Source organism: Candidatus Galacturonatibacter soehngenii (genome assembly GCF_008830185.1).
Classification (GTDB): domain Bacteria; phylum Bacillota; class Clostridia; order Lachnospirales; family Lachnospiraceae; genus Lachnotalea; species Lachnotalea soehngenii.
Genome location: NZ_WAGX01000007.1, coordinates 410,320 through 432,666, shown reverse-complemented (window position 1 = coordinate 432,666; position 22,347 = coordinate 410,320). Strand labels below are relative to the sequence as shown.

The window sequence follows — 22,347 nt, the reverse complement described above, 5'->3', positions numbered from 1 at the left end:
TTTTTATGTATCAATACTTTATAATAAGACTTTTTTCTTATCCTCATTTAATAATAAGTTTTTGTACTCACCACCTAATTCATACAATCCCTCCGCTACAAGTCCTGCCATTATGACAGCTCCCTCGTATCTTAAGTGAGTATTATCCACTAATCCATCTGGATAAGCTTGATATCGATTGCCTGGTAAATTCATAAACCATTCTTTCGTTTTTGCATCACCATACTGTTGCAATAACTGTTTACTTTTTTCACATAAATCAATGCAAGCAACACCACATACTTTGGCTACGTCCTTCATTGCATCTGGATAGTCTTCATGCACGTTATCCTTTAAGTTTTCGTTTTCATCAAAATGTCTTCTGTACAAGGAAGTAATTAGAACTGGCTTTGCTCCTTTTCTTTTTGCAACTTCAATAAACTTCCTTAAATTTACTTGGTATTCACCGTAAGGTTTCGTATGTCTTTCTAAGTCTGTCTTTTGATCGTTATGGCCGAATTGGATGAATAAAAGATCCCTCTCCTTTATTTCCCTTTCAATCATGTCCAATCTTCCCTCTTCAATAAAGCTTTTTGTACTTCTTCCATTCTCCGCATAATTTAGTATCTGAATCTCAGGTCTTAAATACAAAGGTAAAACCTGACCAATTCCAGTTTGTGGATAAGTCTCTATTGTATTTTTCTTTACCGTAGAATCGCCTGCCCATAAAATTCTTTGTTCCATCTTGATTCCTTTCCCTTAATTCATTGTTCTTTGATCTTTTTTTTAGTTTACCATGTTTTTCATTATGTTGACAACTTAACTGAATTAAAAATAATGTTTTAGTGATACATACGTAAATAAAAGTATCACTTTTTGTCTTTTTTATTCATTCGTTATGATTTCGATTTGGAGCGTTTTCATTTTATGTTTATTATGTTAAACTGAGTCTATTATAATAGGGAGTGATTCATATGTATAACGTGATTGTCGTAGATGATGAGGAAAAGATAAGAGAAGGAATTGTTAATCTTTTTCCTTGGGAGTCCATAGGCTTTCAAATTGTTGGTAGTTTTTCGAATGGAAATGATGCTTTAGAATGGTTAAAGCAAGAAAATAAAGTAGATGTCGTTATGACGGATATTGAAATGCCTGGAATGGATGGAATAACCCTCTCCTCTCACCTTACAAATTATTCCACAAAAGTAGTCTATTTTAGCAGTTATCATACCTTTGAATATGCAAAAAGTGCTATTTTAAATCGTGTTGTAGATTATTTGGTTAAGCCAATCAAATACGAGGAACTCACTCGTTGCTTTGAGCGTCTTAAACAGCTTTTAGATGAGGAGGCAAATATCAGTAATCAGCCAAAAGAAGAAGTCTTTATCTCACCATCTTATTATGAAGCAATTATTAGTCGCATTACAAAATATTTAAAGGAATCCTATCGGGATGCTACGTTAGAAGATGCTGCCAGACAAGTTAATTTAAGTTCTTCTTACTTATCTCGTTTGTTTAAAGAAAAGGTTGGACTTAATTTTTCTGATTACTTAATGAAAATTAGAATGGAAAAGGCGAAGGAATTACTTGGCGATATTACTTATAAACAATATGAGATTGCTTATCGGGTAGGTTACGATAATCCCAAGAATTTTTCCCGTGCCTTTAAAACCTACTACGGGATATCTCCAAAGGAGTTTCGTAATCATAACGGCATTATGGAAGAGGACGGTAAAATTATATTATGATGAAAAAATTCTTTTTAAAACGATTTAAAAATTATTTTTTGATTATGTTACTTCCTACAATCCTCCTCTATCTCGTGTTGCTGTTCTTTATTATCAATAAGGAGATCAATTCTATTTCAACAAAAGAAAACCACTCCTTAAGTAGTATTGAGACGAATATTAATCTGGTTGTAGATAATGCCTTGTATCAACAAGATTTAATGACAAACAATCCACAGCTAAATATTTCTTTGCAAAAAATGCTTTTATATGATGAAATGGATTATGGAGATACTATCTTTTATAATAGTATTCGCTCAATCTTGCGTAGTATCACGGAATCCCATTCATATATTGATTCAATTTATCTAAGCTTAGATGCATGTGATCGTTTTTTTAATTCCAAGGAAGGAATCTGTTTTCTCTCCACTTACAATGATACTAACTGGAATGACACTTATCAAAGCTTAGATACTTCCATTACACAATGGGTCAACAAACGTTTTGTGAAAGAGAATAAGTATTTAGACGCGACTCCTGTTATTACCTTTTATCAAAGAATGACCTTGCTAAAAGGAGTCATCGTAATCAATATTGATATTGAGGATTTTGAAAAAATGATGGATACTTTAGTAAGTAACTCCAACGAAAATTATTATTTACTGAATGGAAACTATGAAATTCTCGCACACACAAAAGGGTCTGAAACCATCTCTTTTCCAACCCTTTTTGAAAAAAATAAAAATGGACTTCAAAATTATTGGATGCCAACAAAGGACGGCACCTTTATTCTTAGCAGCCGCTATTATGAGGATTTTAATATTACCTTGGTCTCCTCTATTTCAATCAAACAAATATGGGATCAGTGTAAATCTTCGCTTTTATTATTTTGCATGACCATTCTCCTTGATTTGTTTATCATTGTTTTTCTTGCTTATACAACAACAAAGAAAAATTTTCAGCAAATCGAGCACGTCATAAATGTCTTTAGCGAAGCAGAAAATAACCATACCGTACCTGCCACTCTTCCTACGATTGGTGATGAATATGATGTGATTATGAATAATGTAATTAATATGTACTTAACCACTACACTATTAAACACACAGCTTGTGGAGCAAAAATACAAAGAAGAAAAAGCCCAGCTTTATGCTTTGCAATTACAAATCAATCCTCACTTTTTATTTAATACATTACAAACCTTGAATTTAGAGGCCTTACGACTATCAGGTACTCCAACCTCCATGAATACAATTATTGAACAGCTTTCCGATATCTTAAAATATTCGATTGCAAATCCTAACTCCTTAGTAAGTCTTTTTGATGAGATTATATATTTAAAGAAATATGAAACCATTCAAAAATACCGTTTTGGTGAACAATTTATATTGTATTATGAAATTGAGGAAGAGTTAAAAAGCTATTATATTATGCGACTGTTATTACAACCACTGATTGAAAACAGCATGACACACGGTATTTTGGCCTCTGGGCGGATGGGCTTTATTAAGTTAAAAATCTTTTGTCGAAATGAGAGGCTTTATTTTACCGTGATTGATACTGGCGCTGGTATGACAAAGGAAGAAAGACTACAGCTATCCAATCAAATCAACGATCAACAAGGCAAACGAATTGGTTTATCCAATATCAACCAAAGATTGATATTAAAATACGGTGCAGACTGCGCATTACGAATTCAAAGCAAAAAAGGACTCGGGACATGCATTACCTTTTCTATCCCAACCTCTGACTTAATTAACAACTCAATTGATAAATTTTAAATGCTACAATAAAACAAGGTAAAGAGTGAATCTCTCTACCTTGCTTTTCTAAATATAAAGGAAGAAACTTTTAAGCTGCCACCTAACATGTCTTTACGATTGACTGCGAAAACTCCACATTTTACGCCTACCCAACGACCTGGTGTCATGAGAATGCTTTCTCCTACTCGTTTTAATTTACCCTCTTGTTTTACACTCCAGCTTACAATACCTTTTCTATCTACCTTCATTCGAATCAAGATATCTGAAGCATTCCAAACACAAATATGCCTTGCTTCTTCTTGCTCTTGTCTAACTCCCGTTATCTGTACAAGATGATAGCATCCATCTTTTACTTCAATTGCAAGAGCCGTATAAGCAGTCCCCAAGGAAATAACTCCTGCTACGTCACCTTCTTTTAAGCAATCCAAAGATAGGGTGGTATCTTCATAAAATACTGGTGCTGTCCACTTTTGAAGTAATAGATTTGGGATATCACAAAGAGGTTTTTTACTGTGCGTTGCATAAAGCGTTAATCCTTTTTTGTCAAGGTGATACCACTCCTCTTTATAATTCGCATTCCACTGCCACTGTAAGCCTAGTTTGTGGCCTTTAAACGTATCACTGTCATTTGGCGTAGTGATCGGATAGCTTTTCCCCACATCTGGCTTTTGATAAGTTGTTACTGGCTCACCGTACCCTTCTCCTGTGTCTTCTCCAATAATTGGCCAATTCTTTTCCCAGATCATTGGCTGTAAATGCACAATTCTTCCAGCATTTCCTACATCCTGAAAATGAATGAACCAACTCTGCCCCGTTTGTGTCTCTACCCATCCACCTTGGTGTGGACCATTGATCATTGTATTTCCTTGAAGCATAACTATTTTTTCTTCATAAGGACCATAGATATTTTTTGAGCGAAGAACACACTGCCAGCCTGTTTTAACACCTCCTGCTGGTGCAAATATGTAATAATAACCACCACGTTTATACAGTTTGGGGCCTTCAATCGTAGGCTGCGTATCATGTCCGTCAAAGACATGCTGCCCCTCTCCTAACAGACTTTTTCCATCCCAAGCCATTGGGCTAATATGTAAGATGCTTTTGAATCCGATACGACTTTTTGCAAATGCATTGATTAAATACGCCTTACCATCCTCATCCCAGAAAGGACAAGGATCAATAAAGCCTTTTCCTTCTTTGATACAAATTGGCTTAGACCACAGACCTTTTCTTGGATCTTCACTTGTACTTACAAAGATGCCTTCATCTGGCATTGGAAAATATACATAAAATAACCCTTCATGAAAACGAATTGCTGGTGCCCAGACACCTCTTCCATGTGCAGGCTCATCATAATCAGAAAACGGTATTTTCTCCATTACGTAACTAACCACTTTCCAATTGACTAAATCCTTTGAATGCAACACTGGTAGTGCGGGTGAGTTTGAAAAACTGGAAGCTACCATATAATAATCATCTTCATGTCGAACAATATCTGGGTCTGAATAATCCGTATAAAGAACTGGATTTTGATACGTTCCGTCTCCTAAATCTGCTACCCAAAGTCCTCTTCTTTCTTTCATGTATTATACTCCTTATCCCTTTAATCCAGTTGTTGAAATGCCTTCTACAAAATATTTTTGTGCTAAGAAAAATAAAATTATCAGTGGCAAAACTGCAATAAATGCCATTGCCATCACCTTATTCCATTGTACCACAGACTCTGAATCAAGCGATAGGCGAAGTGCCAATGAAATCGTGTATCTGCTGGTAGAGTTGATAAATATAAGTGAATTTAAATAATCATTATAGGTCCACATAAATTGAAAGAGTCCTGCTGAAAATAACGCTGGTTTCATAAGTGGCAATAAGATATTCCAAAATACACGAAACGTTCCACAACCATCCATATATGCAGATTCATCTAACTCTCTTGGTAATCCTCGCATAAACTGAATCAACATAAATATAAAAAACGGATAGGTTGCAAGGAGTGCAGGTACATAAAATGGAAGATAGGTATCAATCCAGCCAAAACTATTATATAAACTATATCTTGGAATGATAATTACTGCATTTGGTAACATCAAGGTAGCAATCAACAGCATAAACAATCCCTTTTTACCAGGAAATTTAAACCTCGCAAAGCCATATGCAACAACGGCACAAGATGCAATGGTTAATAATGTAGTTGGAATCACCATGACAAATGTATTTATAAAGAAATTCGTATAGGTCTGATTTCCTCCATTACTTTTCCAACCTTCTACAAAGCTTGATAAGCTATAGGAACTTGGTAATAACTTTGTTGATCCGAAAATCTCAGCGTTTTCTTTAAAAGTAGTAAAAAACATCCATATAATCGGATATACCATAATAATCCCGACTACAATGATAAAAATGTAAGTAAGTGTAAGATTTATTTTTGTTTTTGTTTTTTTATTCATTTTCAAACCTCCTAAAATTCGTCACTGTCTTCATAGTAAACCCAGCCTGTGGAGGATCGAAACAGTAATAGAGTAACAATCATTATAATAATGAATATAACCCAGGATATCGCGGATGCATAGCCAAGTTTATAGTTTTTAAAGGCTTCATTGTACAGCTTCATTCCTAATACATAAGTGGATTTTAAAGGACCTCCCTTGGTTATTACAAAGGCACTGGTAAAGCTTTGCAATGCGTTGATTGTCTGCATGATAAGGTTAAAGAAGATAATCGGTGTTATCTGTGGTATCGTAATCTTAAAAAAGCAACGAAGCTTTGAGGCTCCATCAATTTGAGCGGCTTCATATAAAGATTGTGGGACCTGTTTTAAGGCAGCTAAAAACATAACCATAGAAGAACCAAATTGCCAAATTTCTAGCATACAAATGGTTCTTAATGCAATATCAGGATTTCCAAGCCATTGCACCTGTGGAAGATGAAGGGCTGTTAATAGTGCATTAATGACACCGTCATCCATAAACATTAATTTCCAAAGGATTGCCACCGCAACACTTCCGCCAAACAAAGATGGAATATAATAAATGGTACGGAAAAGATTGATTCCTTTCATTTGTTTATTCATTAAGAGAGCAACCAATAACGCTAATACTAATTTTCCTGGTACCGTATATATTGTATATACAATCGTAACCTTTAATGAATTCCAAAATTCATTATCAACCTTAAATAAAGTTATATAATTTGTAAGACCTACAAAAGTTGGTTCTGACATTATGTTATATTGTGTAAAGGAATAAAAAAGTGATGCTATAAATGGATAAAGTTGTAATAGTAAAAATCCAACAAGCCATGGTGCAATATAAATAAGCCCCATATAATCTCTTTTCTTGTATTCTCTGACTTTCGTTTTCATATATATATCTCCTTGCTTATAAAAAGAGTTGCCGCATGCTCTAACACAACTTTGGTTATATACGGCAACTCCAAATATTTATTTCTTTGAATCCAAATAGTTTTGGAATAAGGTTATGGAATTTGCTGCTGCATCTTCTGGTGTAGCTACACCATAAGCAACTTGATCAGCCATCTCTTTTTGCATTGTAATTGCTTCTTCTTCTGTAGAAAGTCCTAAATCTAGAGTTCCTTTGAACTGTTGAGCGATATCTACGGTATCCTTCGTTATCCCTTCAATTTGTCCTGTTGCAAGACAAATCTTTTGTCCAACACTGGTTGCTGGTATTGATCGAACGGTTCCAAGTATTTCAGCAGCTTCTTGATCATTATAAAAATACTCTAAGAATTTCATTGCTGCTTCAACGTTTGCTGATTTACTATTTACTGCCATGTATTGTGGGCAATTACAATAGAATCCATCGTCTTTTGCTCCTTCCATTTTTGGAAGATATGCGGCTTTAAAGGTCTGTTCTGGTGCGGCTGCTGTGGCAACTTTTGCAGTGGAAGAAAAACAAAACATTCCAACATAAGTATCACCTGAAATCCATTTTGGATCGTTTTGTAATTCATCACCATAAGAAATGATACTTGATATTGGCGCAATTACGTTATTGTCGTAGAGTGCCTTAATATAATCAAGTGCCTGTACTAACTCTTCTTGCGTAAATCCCATTTCACCTGTTTCATCAATAAAGAACTTGTTTCCAGTAAGCTGCTGTAAATATGGTTTTAGAATTGCTTTTACTAATAAGGTCTCACCAACTGTTAGTAAGTACATATTAGGATCATATGCTTGTACTTTCTTTCCCATTTCAATTAAGTCATCCCAGCTTAAATCTTGTGTAAATTCAAGACCGATTTTTTCTGCCAACTCTGTATTGTAAATCAATGCAGAACCAGCTAAACCGGTTGGTAGACCATACTGACTGCCATCAAAGTTACCATTGTTCTTTAAGAAGTTTGCATCAAATGTAGTAAGGTCAACAATGTTGCTATACTGGTTATAATCTACAAAATATTCTCCACCTGATTTTACATATCCAGGCATCCAGGCTGGATCTATCTGGATGATATCTGCTGCTGTACCTGAGGTAAGCTGTGTGGTTAATTTTTCTTGATAACCATCTGAGCTTAAGCTTTCTGCTTCAATCACAATGTTTGGATTTGCTTCTTGAAACTTCTTGATTACTTCTAATGTTGCTTGTGCTCTTTCATCTCCGCCCCACCACATAAAACGTAGATTAATTTGATCTTGAGCTGTGCTACTTGCACTTGTTTCATTTGATGCGGTCGTATCTGCACTTGAATCTTTTCCTGTTGTCTCATTGCTTGTTTTACCGCAAGCTGTTAATCCTGCAACCATTGTAATGGCCAAAAGTATTGCGGTAACTTTTTTTAACTTCTTCATGTAATTCCTCCCTTGATTTCACTTTATAAACATAATCATTTGTGGTAACTCAATTATAAATAATTTAACTTGGGTTTTCGAGGTACCTGCCTTGCTATTTATGCACTTTAAAAGCTTATTTTTTTCATAAAAGGTATCAAGTCTTGTGAAAATGAACCATTTTTTTACTTATGAATCTTAATAAAACTCTTTCATAAAATAAAGGCTAAGACAAATCATACGTTTATCTTTAGCCTTATATCTTAGTTTTGTTATTGTATCACATCTAATGTTGATGCCTTTACTTTACCCGAAGAAAAATATATATATTATCGTCTGAAAGTTCTTCTGAAAATAAATATCCCAACCTATCAAACTCCTTTATTTGCTCTACCGCTTTTATTTTCTTTTCTGCCATAAAACGTACCATTTCTCCTCTTGCCATTTTCGCATAGGTACCCTTTTCCACCACTTTATTATTGATCCACTCCCCAAATACACAGGTCACTATGTGGACATCTTCTTTTCTATATTTCGTAATACATTTACTATACTCTACAGACGCAAGATTTACAATCTGTTTACTTTCTGCAAATAGCTGTTTTGCTAATAAATCCTTCCAATAATCATATAATGATTTTTTATCTTCTATAAAAAGTTTTGCCTGCATCTCAAGACGATAAGGAACTACTCCATCAAATGTCTTTAATAGTCCATAAAACCCTGAAAGTATTCTTAAATGCTCTTTTATATATTCCAACTCTTGCGTATGAAATACAGAGGGAGACATGTATTGATATTGAATTCCTTCGTAGGAAAGAATGGCTGGCGTTAGATTATGATAAAGGTCTAGAGCCTTTAATCTATCATAATGGTAGGTGGCAATCTTATCATTACATTTCCAAAGATTTTTTGCCTCCTCATAGCTTAACGTTTGGAGTGTCTTTTGTATCACTTTTGTTTCTTCTATAAAATAAGGTATGTCTTCAAAAGGAAGCATATCCGTATTTATTTTCATTTTCTTAGCTGGTGAAATGATTATTCTCATTTTATGTTCATCCTTGTCGATTGTTTTATATGATAACTTTTATTTTTTATTATATCATATCTATCTTTTGATAAAAATTCTAGTATAATTCTATTATAGATAAAATGTAACCATTCGTTACTGTTTTGCCTTACAATCCAAAACAAGATACCTGATTAAAAGGAGGCTTCCTTGGAAAAATACACTTCCTCTGAATTAGCTAATCTCTATCAGATTCATCCAAACACCATACGACTTTATGAGCGACTAGGCTATATTACTCCATCAAAAAGGTCTGCTAATAATTATCGTGTGTTTACCAAATTGCATGTTTTGCAGGTTAAGATTTGTCGCTGTATTTTTGGATATCCATTTACCAATAAAACCATTCGAAATGCTGGAAATGAGGTTATGTGGGCATCTTCCAAACAAGATTTTCGTACTGGCAAACAAAACGCAAAGCAATACATACAAATAATCGAACAAGAGCTTGATATTGCCACTAAAACGACCTCTTTGTTATATGGCTGGGCAAATGAGGTAAAACCGAAACAATTCTTAGCAGGTGGCGATTATCTATCTCGCAAAGAAGTAGCCGCTTATTTTAATACTACCGTTGAATCCGTGAGAAACTGGGAGCGAAATAGGCTCATTTATTCTGTCAGAGAAGGAGAAAAAGGAGAACGGCTTTATTCTAGTTCTGATTTTAATAGAATTAGTATTATCTATATGTTAATACAAGCTGGCTTTAGTATCGCCTCAATACAACGAAGTCTCGTTACGTATGAGAATGGATATAAAAACGAAATCATTACGGCTTTAAACCATCCAAAGTATGAAGAACTTACTTCTGTTGGAGATCGATGGATTTATGAGCTAACCCGATTAAAACAGGCTGCAAAAGCAATTCCTTCTATATTTGAAGAATTAATGACTTTATAGAACAAACCTTACATATGCACACCACCCCCTAGCTATTATGTTATGATTTTGGCAGAGGGTGGTTATTTTAACTTATCTATAAAAGTTTAGGAGGAACGATTACATGAAGGAATTTTTAAAACTGTTATCAAAAGAGAGACCTGTCGGGACAAAAGAAAATGCACAATTACTTGAAATGATTGAGACTTATTTACGGGATATGGGTTACTTTATACAATCCTTACCATTTGATTGTATGGTATGGAATAGGAGCAATTCTGCAATTAGTACCAATACGCATAGTATTGCAATTGAGCCAAGTCCTTTTTCAGAACCATTTAGCGGAAGTGGAACGTTACATATTGTGAAGACATTAGAAGAATTAGAAGGAATTAACTGTAAGGATGAAATTTTAGTCTTAGCAGGAGATCTGACAAAGGAAGCATTGCAACCAAAAGATTATCCCTTTTACTATCCTGCTGAACATAGAATCCTCCTTACACTTCTTGAAACAAAATCACCAAAAGCCATTCTTTGTGTTACGGGTAAGAACACCTTAAATGGGCAAAATCCATTTCCACTTTTTGAAGATGGCAATTTTTTGATTCCTTCTGGTAATATTGGTAAAGAGTATTTAGATGAGTTAAATGAATTGTCTCATTTAGATGTGTCGGTTCATATCGAAATCAATTCTTATAAAACAAAAGCAAAGAGCCGTCAGCTTATTGCATCCAAAAAGGTCAAAAATGCAAAAGGAAAAATTATAATTGGAGCTCATATGGATTCAAAGTATAACACACCAGGTGCACTTGATAATGCAACAGGAGTTGCTGTGTTAATGCAGATAGCATCTATGCTAAATTCATCGATATATGATATCGACCTTGTTCCTTTTAACAGCGAAGAATATTATGGTGCAAATGGAGAATTGAAATATCTAAGGCTTCTTGAAAATGATCCCAATAAGGTTTTACTCATGATAAACATAGACTCCGTGTGTCATAAAGGATCTAAAACGGCTGTTTCATTTTATAATTTTAGTAATTCAACAACTAAATTAGTAGAAACTCTTATTACACGAAGTCCACAAATTGTAAAAGGAAACGAGTGGTATGCAGGAGATCATGTTCCTTTTGTCTTTCGTAACATACCTTGTATGGCTATCACCTCTTCAGATTTTTTTGATGGGGCATTAGAACATACGCATACCCCAAAGGATACTTTAGATACAATTGATTTTGAACTGATAAAACCGACTGCACAATACATTCTTGATGTTATTGATTCTTTTGCTCATTAATGACATTCTTTCTATAAAAAATACCCAAATAAGGTGGTATATCTTTTGACATACCACCTTATTTGGCAAAGCAACTTAATTATATTTTTCTTCTAATTCTTTTAGAATTTCCAGATACTTATCCTGCACTTTTTGAGTCGTCGCATCTTCTTCAAATACTTTTACTCTCTCATCCACTGACTCTAAGATACTACTTTCTAAACTTCTTTGAGCAAAAGGATAAATAACCTGATTCTCTTTTTCAATATGTCGAATCAATAGATTTGCATATCCTACGGCATTGGCAACAATCTCAAGCTTATCATTTACATTTGGATTTTCTTTATATTGATTGAGAGCTGTCTCTAAATCCATAATAAATCTTCTTCCTAAATCATGTTCTACTAACATACCATGCTGAATCAGCTTTGTTCCCATAGCTCCTAAATGATTGGTCATTTCAGCAAATAGGATTTCTTCTTCTTTGCCGTGGTGGTGCTTGTCAGCGTACTTTCTAATAAATTCAATCATCTTACGAAAATCTTCATCATTAACTTTTGCCCCTTCTATCAACTGGCAACATACCTTTTTTACGACATGAATTAACCTTAATATGTTATCATGCTCCATAACCATTATGTCTACACTGTACATATGTTATACCTCCTGTTTGATTGCTCGAACTCCATGCTCTTTTTCTTCATAAACAAGATTACTCTTTGATAGCATTCCCTTTATTATCTGTGAACGAAGTACATAATATACTGAAATATCTCCTTCTACTTCATCCCAGTATTCCTGATGAATACACTGAGTTTGTCTCCACTGTGCGATTTCTTTGCTTTGTTCCATTGGCTCATTTACTCTATCACAAGGCATTCCATCTAAAAGGCTATCATTTAACGCTTTAAATGCTTCATCCGCTCCGATTCCTTCTCCCACTGGATGGTTGGTACCAAAGGAATAAGCAACTTCTTTTAATGCTTCTAATCTTGATGCATCTTCTTTGATTAAACTTGTTACAACATATGCCAATCTTCTTTCTGAAATTGAGATGTGATATTGTAGCCAGCCATGAATGTTACTTTCATCGATAACTTCCTCAAGAGGACGTCTTTGCGCCTCTCCACAGGTAGTGTCCACTTTTTCTTGTAACGATTCATCCCAGTTGTTTTTTTGGGAAGCCTCTAAAATATTTTGAATAAGTTCCTCCTGTAACTGAATCTTGTTGTAAAGCCAAAAATGTATTGGTCCTAAAAATGCGCTCATAATCTTCTCCTTTAAATCTAAATATTTTAACCCTGTTCTCATTGTATCAGTTTTCCATTTCTTTTATTTATCCTAATACGATGAATTGATTAATTGTTTCATTTAAAGTAATCTTATCATGATAGCATTTATTATTCCGTAACAATTGTGACATCGTTGCTATTTTTTTGCTTTTTTCAATGCAACTTATTCAATAGCAACACAACCACCTTCTTGCGTTTGTATTGTTTCAATGCTAAAATTGTACTACATGAAGTTTAAGGAGAGTGAGAATAATAGGATGGAAAAAGTAGTTTTTATGGAATCCAGACAGCAACTATCCATAGATCGTGTTATAAGAGATCATGACTATTCTATGGATACGAAGCATTTTCATAGTGAGTATGAACTATATTATCTAATCAAGGGACAGCGTTACTACTTTATCGAAAATGAAACTTATTTTGTTGATGAAGGATCTCTTGTTGTCATTAATAAAAATCAAGTTCATAAAACAGCTATCTATGAAAATCCCTATCACGACCGCATCGTATTAGGATTTCCTGAAAGTGTAATCGCAAAGGTAGCTTCCTTATCTGACTTTCATATTCAATCCTTCTTTCAAAACTTTTATGGTGTAATTGCGCTAACAAAAGACCTTCAAAAACAGGTACAGTATTTATTATTAAGTATTTATAAAGAGTTAAAGAACAAAGATTCGCACTCTTTTTTTCTGGTGTCTATGTATCTAATGGAAATTATTCTAATAGCAGATCGAATTGCACATTCAAATGGTCCAATCAGCCGTGGTATACCCGTCAAATCAGAAAAGCACAATCGAGTCAACCAAGCTGCCAGCTATATTAAAAGTAACTATGATAAAAAACTATCTCTAGATAACATTGCAGATTCTCAATATATTAACAAGTCCTATCTAAGTCGTATTTTTAAAGAAGTAACTGGTTTTACTGTAAATGAATATCTGCATATTTGCAGAGTAACACAAGCAAAGAAATTGTTGGAAGAATCCGATGACTCTGTCCATACTATCGCAAAAAAAGTAGGATTTGAAACCGCCTCCTACTTTGAACGTATTTTTAAAAAATATACGGAAATGACTCCTTTAAAACATAGAAAAAAATATAGAAATGACACTGGTTATTAAAATCACCGATACATTAACCAATACTATCACTCGTTACTTATCTGACTTTTCCAACCCTTTGGTAAATACTGAAGGGTATTTTGAATCATAGTATTTACCATTTCTTTTACCTGTTTTTCATTGACTCTGCCCTTTATCAATGGATCATTTAAGAAAGCTTGCTTCACTAAGTCAATGTTACAAGTAAGAGCTGCCTCTAATATAAGCTCATGATTTTCTACATGTGGCTTTATTAGTTCAAGTACATCTTGTGGGATACTTCCAGCATATATCGGTCTGATTGCGTCTCTCTCAAACAAAGCATTTGTCTCAACTACAACTGAATTAGAAAGATTGTTAATCTGACTGCAAGAGTTTGGTATATTTACATTACTAACCACTCGTTTAAGTCCGCACAATGCTTTGATTAATAAAATTCCTTCTTCTCCTGATGCCTTTAACTCTACCAGTTCTTCTCCTTCTACTAGTTTTTTGCTTTTCTCCAGTCGAGTCTGTAAATCCTTCTTTCTCCATTCTACCGTTGTAAGTCCAAATTCCCAATCTTCTACGGTTTTAGGGTTCTTTAAATATTCATCCCCTGGCATAAACTCTGCTAAATGTCGATCTCCTGCTGCCGCAATGAGACCATATCGCTTGAATAAATCAAATTTCACTCTATGTTTACATGCAAACATGTAATTAAGCCAGTTTGCATCCTTTTCATCCAGTCCATTTTCATAATTTTCTTCTACATATTCAAGGTACATTGGAAACAAATCAAGTCCTTGATAAGAAGCACTGTCAAACCACGTAAAGTGATTGATTCCTAGTACATTAACGTTAATTTCATTTCTTGGGATATCCTTGATACCAAGCTTTTCTTCACAAATCGTTTTTAATACCTTTTGTGTACCAAATACTTCATGGCAACACCCGAAGGCTTTTATCTGTGGAAATACATGATACAAAGTCTTTACACAAAGCGTCATTGGATTTGTATAATTTATAACCCATGCTTTTGGCGCATATTCTTTCACTGCATTTGCAATCTCTACAAACATTGGAATGGTACGAAGGGCACGAATCATTCCCCCTGGGCCTGCGGTATCTCCTACCGACTGATAGATTCCATAACGCTCTGGATAGTGAACATCAGAGTCCATTTCGTCAAAAGTTCCAGGTAATATTGAGATAATAATAAAGTCAATGTCTGTCAATGCATCTTGCAACGAATCCACTGTCGTATAATTCCATTTTCCTACTACACCTTCCATATTAGAAATCTTATTTCCAATGATTTCGTTTGCTTTTGCCGCTTCATGGTCTATGTCGTATAAGCGGATTGTTCCGCTCATATCAGGCTCTAATGCCAAATCTGTCATAAAAGACCGCGCCCAACCTCTAGACCCGCCTCCGATATAAGCAATGTTAACATCCTTTACCTTCTTGTTATTATATATCATACTTTTCCTCCACTGTTGTAATCAATGAACTGCCTATTGTTTCTTTCCACTGGTACCGTGTGAGGTAACTATATAATATGCCTTCCTAAGAGTCAATAACTCTGCTAATTTCAGCCATTTTTGGTGTAATTAATCTTATTTTAATACGATATTGACTTTTTTACTTTATTCCTTGCATGCTATAGACTTTTGCATGATTAAATTTGTTAATGCAACCCCTTGTCCATAATTACTCTCATTAGAATCATTTAACCTTTTAAAATCAACCCTCGCTTTATTTGATTGTACTAAAAAATAAAATGAAAAATATCGTTATATTCTTGTATTTTGTATTCACTGTGGTATAATATCGGTTAGTTATGCATTGCATAATATGTAATATCAAAGTGAATCATCATGGATTATGTAAGAAAACAAAGAAAAGGAAGTTATGTAAAATGAAAACATTTGTCAAAGCAATCATGGCTGGTGTTGCGATTAGTACTGGAGGAATCATTTATCTTACTCTTGAAAATCATATCGCTGGGGCATTTTTATTTTCAATAGGGCTATTCACCATTTATTCTTTTGGCCTTAATTTATATACTGGTAAAATATGCTATGTTCCATTAGAAAAGCCATCTTACCTATTCACTGTACTAATTGTTTGGATTGGGAATTTTGTAGGAACTGGAACAACTGGTTTAATATTTAGGCACACAAAACAGGCAAAGATTGTAGAGCATACCGTTGAAGTAGTCGCTTTAAAGCTATCGGATACTCTCTTTAGCACTTTCATTATGTCAATCATGTGTGGTATTATGATGTGCATCGCGGTAGTCGGTTTCCAATCAATAAAAGACAGCGTTGGAAAACATCTCGCTTTAATCCTTCCAATTATGGTATTTATTTTATCGGGCTATGAACATAGTGTAGCAGATATGTTTTATTTTACCATGGCTGGTGCTTGGAGTGCTAAGGCATTTCTTTACATAATTGTTATTTCAATCGGTAATTTAGTTGGAGGCGCATTGATTCCATGTGCATTAAAAGCATTTCACGAAGAAGGTATCATGAGTCATTAATACTATAAATAATAAAAAATCCCAAAGAAGTTTTTTACGATAATAAACTTCTTTGGGATTTTTGTAGGTGACTATATCATTTTAATTACTTTCTTTGATCCCTTCCTCTAATATTTCCACAATCCTATCAGTTGTCCTTGCAAACTCACGAAGCTTTTCTACAATCCTACTTCGTTTCTTCTTATTTTGCAATGCCTCTAAGGTAATATTAAATCCTCCGCCTATTGCCTCCAAATCTTTACCATTCTCTTCGTTCCACATATGACGCATTCTATCATACAATTCATGAATGTCATTGATGAATTCCAAATCTGGATTAAGCTTTCGTGCTCGTTCTAAGAATTCATGACAGCAACTGCTGTTCGTTGCAAGATTACAAACATATATGGTATGCATTGGCCAGTCATCAAACTCTTCTGGTTTTACGTGATCATATTTTCCTTGCTCAATATCTGCTGCCCAAGCGTTAAACGCCTCCGCTCCAAAACAATATCCTCTTGTTTTTATCTTCAAAAGGTTGGAAAGAGTCAAAATACGCTTTCGATAAATCTCTGAAAGCTCTATGGATTTTCTCTTTTCACCTACAAAAATCCATCCATTACATGCTTCCTGCCCTGGCATTGGTGCGTTGGCAAATAAATCATCACATTCTATCTCTTCTGGTTTTTCTATATCAGACGTCATATACAATAGGGTTTTTCCATAATCTTTATACCCAACAAAGACACCCCAACCCCATTTATCTCTTGGATTGTTTCCCCAGTAATTAAAAATAACAGGTATTTTCTTGTCAATGTATGCAATTAAGGTTTGCAAATACATCTCTTTATTATTATGTAATTGATTCCAAGTCACAAAGGTGCTAGCATATCCACACATTGCAAATATCTCTTCAATAAAATTTGTATCATTTCTCTCACTAAGAAAATAATCCGTAGCACCATCCCCTCGAAAATGGTCATAGGAATAGACTTGTGCAAAACTATCTCCTGTCAGACCTGCAAAAAAATGATAATCATAATCCGTTTCCCCAAGGCATTCCATAACGTATTTTGCACATCCGTTGAACCAGTAATTTTCTCCATAATGAGGTGTTATCACCCTATGAATCACAGGTAATAAATTATTGCTTTGTTTTGTTGCCATAGTAAGTTCTCCCCTTTTAATTATTCTTTTTGGCGTTGTTTTTAATTGTGATACTTTAATGGAACGAAAATACTTTTTCCCTTGTCCATCCGAGCCAATTACAATGGTTTCTGGTTTTTGAAGATAAAGGTCTGCATTCATATAAGAAAAATTTACTCCACAGTATCTAACTTCCTCGTTAATTATAATAGCGAAATGCTTTTCTCCTACAATCCAAGATAACGTATTATATTCATTATAATTAATTTTACCAAGGTAAGGATACATAACGTGATTTCCTAAAAGAGGCTGGTCAAAACATATGGCTTCTTTTGATAATCTGGCATCCGCTTTATTTTCCATATTAATCCCATACATATGATTACCATGGTAAAACCGAATACTACCTTCATCACTGCCATATCCAAAACGTTCACTTTCTTTGTCCACCTTAAATTCAATGTCTACACGAAACGGCAACCTAACAGAAACATTAGTAGAAAGTCTGCGAGCCGTAATCCAACATACAAACTCTGCCTCATTCGTTTCTAGTACTTTATAATCGGGATGATAAATCGGCGTAATTTCTGTTAAAGGAATCTTATATTCCTTTAATATAGGATTTGCTTTTTCGATTTCGCTAGGCTCGATATGAAAAATCTGCTTGATACCATCATCATGCTTTGCACGTGGCAGACGTCTTTTTACTGGAACATATATGTTTAGTTTTTCTCGCTGGCTATCTATCGAAATAACAGATTCGGCAAGAGTTTCATGTCTTAAGAGACCATCTTGTCGATAGTCCACTTCATAATTGGAATTATCATCAAAGCTTTGAATCATTTTATTATGAAAAAGGGCAAGGTCATCATCTACATAAACGCTTCCTACTGCAAAAAGACCTCCAACAAATTCATAATCTACATATGGACTTTCATTCACCAAATCATAGTCAACTCTTTGCATCATTACATGACTTCCATTTTCAGTTTGATATTCAAAAAGACAGCGACTTCCTGGTGTTCCAATCAAAATTTTCCTTGTTAGAAGATATTCCCAAAACCCCTCTACCTCTGATTCTAACGTGTCCTTAAGCTGTGATGTTATAACCCTCATTGGTGGTAAATCCACTATATTTAAATCGATAGGTGCTGATACTTGCTCCGTTAGTGCTAGTAATCTCTCATAGCTTATTTCCTTAGAGTTGTCCTCATCCTTTATACTTTCCATCTGTTTTTCCATTGTTTCGTATAACAAAGGCAAGGCAGAAATATGCTTGATTCCGTTTTCTAGCATGGCATCCATAAATCGATGAATCACCTGCTTTAATTCACTTAAAGCTTCTATTTCATTTTCTATGGCTTCAATACGGGCAACAAAGCTATTTACAAGTGCAGTCATATCTTTGCTTTCATAGATTTTTATAATCTCTTTAATCGAAATCTGCATTTTTCGAAGTATAAGAATCTGCTTGATTCGCTCAATATTGTACGCATCGTAAAATCGATACTTTTCAAATTGCAGACGCTCACTTTGAATGAGACCGATTTGTTCGTAGTAACGTAATGTTCTAGATGATATATCTAGTTGATTCGTTAGCTCCGTAATTTTCACCAGCTCCATATATAACTCCCTCTCTTAATGATACTATGATTATATCACTTGACCTAACGTCAAAGTCAATAAAAGAAATAAAACGAAAAGACATATGCATTTTGAACACTAAAAAAGGCCCTGCTTAAGCGAGCCATTTTAAGTCATGATTATTGTGCACTGATGTTATCTACAATAGACAATTTACGAATTTGTTTTACAGGGCCTTTTACCGCTAGGACAACAGATAAAAAGACAATTGCTATTATAATAGTAATTTCTATAAAAGGAATATTCCATTGTTCACCCCAGTGAAAGGTGATAAGCTTTGCATACAAAAATTTATTCAGTAATAAGCCAACAACAACACCGCATATGCTTCCACAAATTGCATAGGTGCAAGCTTCTGCAATAATCATTTTTATTAGCTGACGATTGCTTAAACCAATAGCTCGAAATGTACCATACTGTTTCATACGAGCTGCAACGCTCATTGCAATGCTATTTACGATATTAAATATAGTAATCAAGGCAATCAATGCCATAAAGCCATAGATAAACAATCCAAAGGAGTAATAAGAACCTTTTACGCTACGATTGCCTAAGCGCACATCCGAAAAGGTAACCTTTGTACCAACCAATCTATGAATTGCATCAACGTCAGCATCACTCGCATTCTTTGATAACTGCAAGTCTATAATTGTATAATCTGATTCACCTGTTAGTTTTCGAAAGGTCGCTTCCGAGCAAATAATGGTTCCAACATCATAGGCATTGTTAAAAGGGCTGGAAGAAAGAGAACCAACAATTTTTATATCAGAAGAATTCTTCGTGTGTAACGTGACGCTATCTCCCACTTTTATTGTATTTTGTTGTTCAAAAACAATCAGTGCTGTGTTGTTTTCTGTTTGAACTGTATCCAAAGAACCCTCTAGCAAATAGTCCTTTGACCACTCGAATTGCTTTTCCTCATAAGAAATCAAATCAACTTTCTTTTCTTCCCCGTTTACCGTAATTGGCACGCCATAAGCAAACATTCGTCCATATGCTTGTTTTACAACTGGATTTTCCACAAATTGTTGTAACAAGTCGTTGCTAATAGAACAAGTGTTATCAGTACTTACAATGGATATATCTGGTGTCCACGGCTTTAAAGGTGTAAGCGTATGGTTCATAAAATCAATCGTGACTGAAAAAGAAAGAAAAAGTATAATACTTAGGGAAAAAGAACCTACCATCAAAATAAAATTCTTTTTGCTTGCTTTTGCATGATGAAAACCAAGGGCGGTATCTATTTTAAGTAATGTAGTATTAGCGGCTTTTCGGACAGGCTGCATGGAATTTGCATTTCCTGATACGGCTACTAACGCAGAAACCTTGGCTGCTTTTTTTGCAGGAGAACGAGCAGCAAGCAAAACGGTCAAGATGCCTACTACAATACCAGCTATGATACTTGGCAGACTTATTCCAAAGATCGGCATCCCCATAAAGTATTCAGGACTTAAAAAACGTAATAAAGCACACAAAATCCAAATTACAACAATTCCGATTGAGATTCCTATTAAAATTGCAAATTTGCACCAAGTAAGAGCTTCCTTTCTAACGTATCGCATAATCTGCTTAGGAGTTGCACCAATACAGCGCATCATACCAAAAAATTCAGTACGCGAAGCGACATTACTGTTTAGACTACTTGTAATCATCATAATGCCCGCCAGTAAAACCATTAGAAACAAAATTGCAGCAACTCCATATATTTGAAGCATAAAAGAATTTCCACTTTGACCAAGTAAGCCCAAAAGCTTCGTGTTTTCTGAAACTTGTTGATCTGATAATCCAAACTTTAACTTTATATCATTGATTGTATTTTGTATATTACATTGGGATGAAAACTGCACATAAAAGATACTGTTGTAATCGGCAGGTTCTCCATTTGTAACTCCAGGATAAATGGAGCGAAATTCCTTGGTTGTCAAACATAGAGCATAGGAATCTTCTCTCATTGTTTTAGATACATTCTTTATAAAGCCAGAAATTGTATAGGTAAGACTTGTTCTATCAGGCGTATCTACTGATATCTGATCACCGATTTGTAACCCAAGCATTGTTTTTGCGTTTTCAGTTATTAATGCCTCATTATCATTTTGAGGAAAAGCCCCCTCTTGTATCTCTTTTGATTGGATTTTCGTAATAAAGTCTTTATCCGTTCCAAAAATGCCCACATTCTTACCCGATAACGTATAACCTTGATCTCCTCTAAAGTTAAGAACACCATACCAAGAAAAAGCCGTTATTTCTGGACGTACAGAAATAAGATTTGCCTCTTCGTTACTGATATCTCTCATTGCTACATGCCAATTTCCATCCTCCATACGGGCTTGGAGAATCTGACTTCGTATAAACATATCTGCCATTCCAAAAATTGCGGTAACCAAAAACACTGCCAATACGATACAAAATACAGACATTCTACTTTGTCTCTTATGAACTTTTAAAGAGATGGGAACTAAGTCAAGATAACTTTTCATTTACTTCCCCTCCCAAATTCGTCAGCACACCGTCCGAAACACGAAGTACACGGTCTACAAAAGTGGTCAAATTATTATTATGCGTAATCATTAAAATGGTCTGTTGGTAGTGGCGCGATGCCTTAACCAGTAAATCTATTACATCTTGACTGTTTTTACTGTCTAGATTACCCGTCGGTTCATCTGCTAGTATTAATTTAGGCCTTGTAATAAGTGCGCGCCCAATTGCAACACGCTGTTGCTGTCCACCCGATAATTGGCTTGGCAAGTGGTGACGGCGATCTGTTAGCCCTAGCACTTCTAAAATCTCATTGACCGCCGATTGCTCTGGCTGTCTGTAATCCAATAGAATTGGAAACATGATATTTTGTTCTACGCTTAACTCAGCAACTAACTGAAAAGACTGAAACACAAAGCCAATATTACGCCTCCTAAAAATAGTGCGTTGCTCCTCTTTCATAGAAAACAAATCGTTTCCATCAATATAGATGTTTCCTAGGGTTGGTGTATCCAAGGCTCCGATACAATTTAATAGCGTACTTTTCCCCGAACCAGATTCTCCAACTACAGCCGCAAACTCTCCCTGTTCTAATGTAAACGAAACATCCTTTAGGGCATTTACTTGATTTTCACCGTTTCCATAAGTTTTAGACAAATGTTGTACCTTTAGAATTTCCATTATTTAAGTACCTCCCTT

18 protein-coding genes are annotated in these 22,347 nt (G+C 34.8%); 6 read left to right on the top strand and 12 right to left on the bottom strand.

Annotated features, from left to right (window positions below; genetic code table 11):
* Positions 1 to 18 precede the first annotated feature (18 nt).
* Positions 19 to 723 (bottom strand): rhamnogalacturonan acetylesterase, encoded by a 705-nt coding sequence (locus tag F7O84_RS16750; protein WP_151147908.1) that lies wholly within the window; start codon positions 721 to 723, stop codon positions 19 to 21.
* 230 nt (positions 724 to 953) lie between these two features.
* Here F7O84_RS16750 and F7O84_RS16745 point away from each other — a divergent pair, with 230 nt between their 5' ends.
* Both F7O84_RS16745 and F7O84_RS16740 read left to right on the top strand, forming a co-directional pair.
* Positions 954 to 1,727 carry a response regulator transcription factor gene (locus tag F7O84_RS16745; RefSeq protein WP_151147906.1) on the top strand — a complete coding sequence of 258 codons (774 nt, stop codon included), beginning with the start codon at positions 954 to 956 and terminating at the stop codon, positions 1,725 to 1,727.
* Entirely contained in the window at positions 1,724 to 3,487 is a 1,764-nt protein-coding gene (locus tag F7O84_RS16740) for a sensor histidine kinase (protein WP_151147904.1), read from the top strand. Before F7O84_RS16745 ends, F7O84_RS16740 begins: the two co-directional genes overlap by 4 nt.
* 35 nt (positions 3,488 to 3,522) lie before the next feature.
* Here F7O84_RS16740 and F7O84_RS16735 read toward each other — a convergent pair whose 3' ends face one another.
* The 5 genes from F7O84_RS16735 to yaaA form a co-directional block, all read right to left on the bottom strand.
* The gene (locus F7O84_RS16735) at positions 3,523 to 5,052 is read right to left on the bottom strand and encodes a glycoside hydrolase family 43 protein (RefSeq protein ID WP_151147902.1); all 1,530 of its coding nucleotides are present in this window, start codon (positions 5,050 to 5,052) and stop codon (positions 3,523 to 3,525) included.
* A gap of 12 nt (positions 5,053 to 5,064) precedes the next feature.
* Entirely contained in the window at positions 5,065 to 5,916 is an 852-nt protein-coding gene (locus tag F7O84_RS16730) for a carbohydrate ABC transporter permease (protein ID WP_151147900.1), read from the bottom strand.
* Between the two features lie 11 nt (positions 5,917 to 5,927).
* On the bottom strand, positions 5,928 to 6,830 hold the full coding sequence (locus F7O84_RS16725) for a carbohydrate ABC transporter permease (RefSeq protein WP_151147898.1): 903 nt from the start codon (positions 6,828 to 6,830) through the stop codon (positions 5,928 to 5,930).
* Between the two features lie 78 nt (positions 6,831 to 6,908).
* On the bottom strand, positions 6,909 to 8,279 hold the full coding sequence (locus F7O84_RS16720) for an ABC transporter substrate-binding protein (RefSeq protein ID WP_151147896.1): 1,371 nt from the start codon (positions 8,277 to 8,279) through the stop codon (positions 6,909 to 6,911).
* 280 nt (positions 8,280 to 8,559) lie between these two features.
* Complete coding sequence (yaaA, locus tag F7O84_RS16715; protein ID WP_151147894.1) at positions 8,560 to 9,306, bottom strand: peroxide stress protein YaaA; 747 nt, start codon at positions 9,304 to 9,306, stop codon at positions 8,560 to 8,562.
* A 171-nt stretch (positions 9,307 to 9,477) separates the two neighbouring features.
* On the opposite strand from yaaA, the gene F7O84_RS16710 reads away from it, so the two are divergent.
* Together F7O84_RS16710 and F7O84_RS16705 are read left to right on the top strand one after the other, a co-directional pair.
* Positions 9,478 to 10,227, top strand: a complete 750-nt coding sequence (locus F7O84_RS16710; protein ID WP_151147892.1) for a MerR family transcriptional regulator — start codon at positions 9,478 to 9,480, stop codon at positions 10,225 to 10,227.
* A gap of 103 nt (positions 10,228 to 10,330) precedes the next feature.
* Positions 10,331 to 11,506 carry a M28 family metallopeptidase gene (locus F7O84_RS16705; RefSeq protein WP_151147890.1) on the top strand — a complete coding sequence of 392 codons (1,176 nt, stop codon included), beginning with the start codon at positions 10,331 to 10,333 and terminating at the stop codon, positions 11,504 to 11,506.
* A gap of 75 nt (positions 11,507 to 11,581) precedes the next feature.
* Here the strand turns inward: F7O84_RS16705 and F7O84_RS16700 are convergent, their stop codons facing one another.
* Both F7O84_RS16700 and F7O84_RS16695 read right to left on the bottom strand, forming a co-directional pair.
* Complete coding sequence (locus F7O84_RS16700) at positions 11,582 to 12,139, bottom strand: hemerythrin domain-containing protein (RefSeq protein WP_151147888.1); 558 nt, start codon at positions 12,137 to 12,139, stop codon at positions 11,582 to 11,584.
* Positions 12,140 to 12,142: 3 nt separating this feature from the next.
* Complete coding sequence (locus F7O84_RS16695) at positions 12,143 to 12,754, bottom strand: hypothetical protein (RefSeq protein ID WP_192451807.1); 612 nt, start codon at positions 12,752 to 12,754, stop codon at positions 12,143 to 12,145.
* Positions 12,755 to 13,034: 280 nt separating this feature from the next.
* Here F7O84_RS16695 and F7O84_RS16690 point away from each other — a divergent pair, with 280 nt between their 5' ends.
* Entirely contained in the window at positions 13,035 to 13,898 is an 864-nt protein-coding gene (locus F7O84_RS16690; RefSeq protein ID WP_192451806.1) for an AraC family transcriptional regulator, read from the top strand.
* Positions 13,899 to 13,924: 26 nt separating this feature from the next.
* Here F7O84_RS16690 and F7O84_RS16685 read toward each other — a convergent pair whose 3' ends face one another.
* Positions 13,925 to 15,340, bottom strand: coding sequence for a family 4 glycosyl hydrolase (locus F7O84_RS16685; protein ID WP_151147885.1), 1,416 nt, complete (start codon positions 15,338 to 15,340; stop codon positions 13,925 to 13,927).
* 359 nt (positions 15,341 to 15,699) lie between these two features.
* Between F7O84_RS16685 and F7O84_RS16680 the strand changes: the two genes are divergently transcribed.
* Positions 15,700 to 16,404: a formate/nitrite transporter family protein gene (locus F7O84_RS16680; protein WP_151147883.1), complete on the top strand. Its 705-nt coding sequence runs from the start codon at positions 15,700 to 15,702 to the stop codon at positions 16,402 to 16,404.
* Between the two features lie 81 nt (positions 16,405 to 16,485).
* Here F7O84_RS16680 and F7O84_RS16675 read toward each other — a convergent pair whose 3' ends face one another.
* The 3 genes from F7O84_RS16675 to F7O84_RS16665 all read right to left on the bottom strand — a co-directional run bounded on the left by F7O84_RS16675 (position 16,486) and on the right by F7O84_RS16665 (position 22,329).
* Positions 16,486 to 19,152 carry a MerR family transcriptional regulator gene (locus tag F7O84_RS16675; RefSeq protein ID WP_151147881.1) on the bottom strand — a complete coding sequence of 889 codons (2,667 nt, stop codon included), beginning with the start codon at positions 19,150 to 19,152 and terminating at the stop codon, positions 16,486 to 16,488.
* 140 nt (positions 19,153 to 19,292) lie between these two features.
* Complete coding sequence (locus F7O84_RS16670) at positions 19,293 to 21,650, bottom strand: ABC transporter permease (protein ID WP_151147879.1); 2,358 nt, start codon at positions 21,648 to 21,650, stop codon at positions 19,293 to 19,295.
* Positions 21,634 to 22,329 carry an ABC transporter ATP-binding protein gene (locus tag F7O84_RS16665; protein WP_151147877.1) on the bottom strand — a complete coding sequence of 232 codons (696 nt, stop codon included), beginning with the start codon at positions 22,327 to 22,329 and terminating at the stop codon, positions 21,634 to 21,636. Before F7O84_RS16665 ends, F7O84_RS16670 begins: the two co-directional genes overlap by 17 nt.
* Positions 22,330 to 22,347 lie beyond the last annotated feature (18 nt).

Bases quoted from the DNA above. Each gene is read 5' to 3' on its own strand.
- F7O84_RS16750 (WP_151147908.1), bottom strand. From the start codon at position 723: ATGGAACAAAGAATTTTATGGGCAGGCGATTCTACGGTAAAGAAAAAT.
- F7O84_RS16745 (WP_151147906.1), top strand. From the start codon at position 954: ATGTATAACGTGATTGTCGTAGATGATGAGGAAAAGATAAGAGAAGGA.
- F7O84_RS16740 (WP_151147904.1), top strand. From the start codon at position 1,724: ATGATGAAAAAATTCTTTTTAAAACGATTTAAAAATTATTTTTTGATT.
- F7O84_RS16735 (WP_151147902.1), bottom strand. From the start codon at position 5,052: ATGAAAGAAAGAAGAGGACTTTGGGTAGCAGATTTAGGAGACGGAACG.
- F7O84_RS16730 (WP_151147900.1), bottom strand. From the start codon at position 5,916: ATGAATAAAAAAACAAAAACAAAAATAAATCTTACACTTACTTACATT.
- F7O84_RS16725 (WP_151147898.1), bottom strand. From the start codon at position 6,830: ATGAAAACGAAAGTCAGAGAATACAAGAAAAGAGATTATATGGGGCTT.
- F7O84_RS16720 (WP_151147896.1), bottom strand. From the start codon at position 8,279: ATGAAGAAGTTAAAAAAAGTTACCGCAATACTTTTGGCCATTACAATG.
- yaaA (WP_151147894.1), bottom strand. From the start codon at position 9,306: ATGAGAATAATCATTTCACCAGCTAAGAAAATGAAAATAAATACGGAT.
- F7O84_RS16705 (WP_151147890.1), top strand. From the start codon at position 10,331: ATGAAGGAATTTTTAAAACTGTTATCAAAAGAGAGACCTGTCGGGACA.
- F7O84_RS16700 (WP_151147888.1), bottom strand. From the start codon at position 12,139: ATGTACAGTGTAGACATAATGGTTATGGAGCATGATAACATATTAAGG.
- F7O84_RS16695 (WP_192451807.1), bottom strand. From the start codon at position 12,754: ATGAGCGCATTTTTAGGACCAATACATTTTTGGCTTTACAACAAGATT.
- F7O84_RS16690 (WP_192451806.1), top strand. From the start codon at position 13,035: ATGGAAAAAGTAGTTTTTATGGAATCCAGACAGCAACTATCCATAGAT.
- F7O84_RS16685 (WP_151147885.1), bottom strand. From the start codon at position 15,340: ATGATATATAATAACAAGAAGGTAAAGGATGTTAACATTGCTTATATC.
- F7O84_RS16680 (WP_151147883.1), top strand. From the start codon at position 15,700: ATGCATTGCATAATATGTAATATCAAAGTGAATCATCATGGATTATGT.
- F7O84_RS16675 (WP_151147881.1), bottom strand. From the start codon at position 19,152: ATGGAGCTGGTGAAAATTACGGAGCTAACGAATCAACTAGATATATCA.
- F7O84_RS16670 (WP_151147879.1), bottom strand. From the start codon at position 21,650: ATGAAAAGTTATCTTGACTTAGTTCCCATCTCTTTAAAAGTTCATAAG.
- F7O84_RS16665 (WP_151147877.1), bottom strand. From the start codon at position 22,329: ATGGAAATTCTAAAGGTACAACATTTGTCTAAAACTTATGGAAACGGT.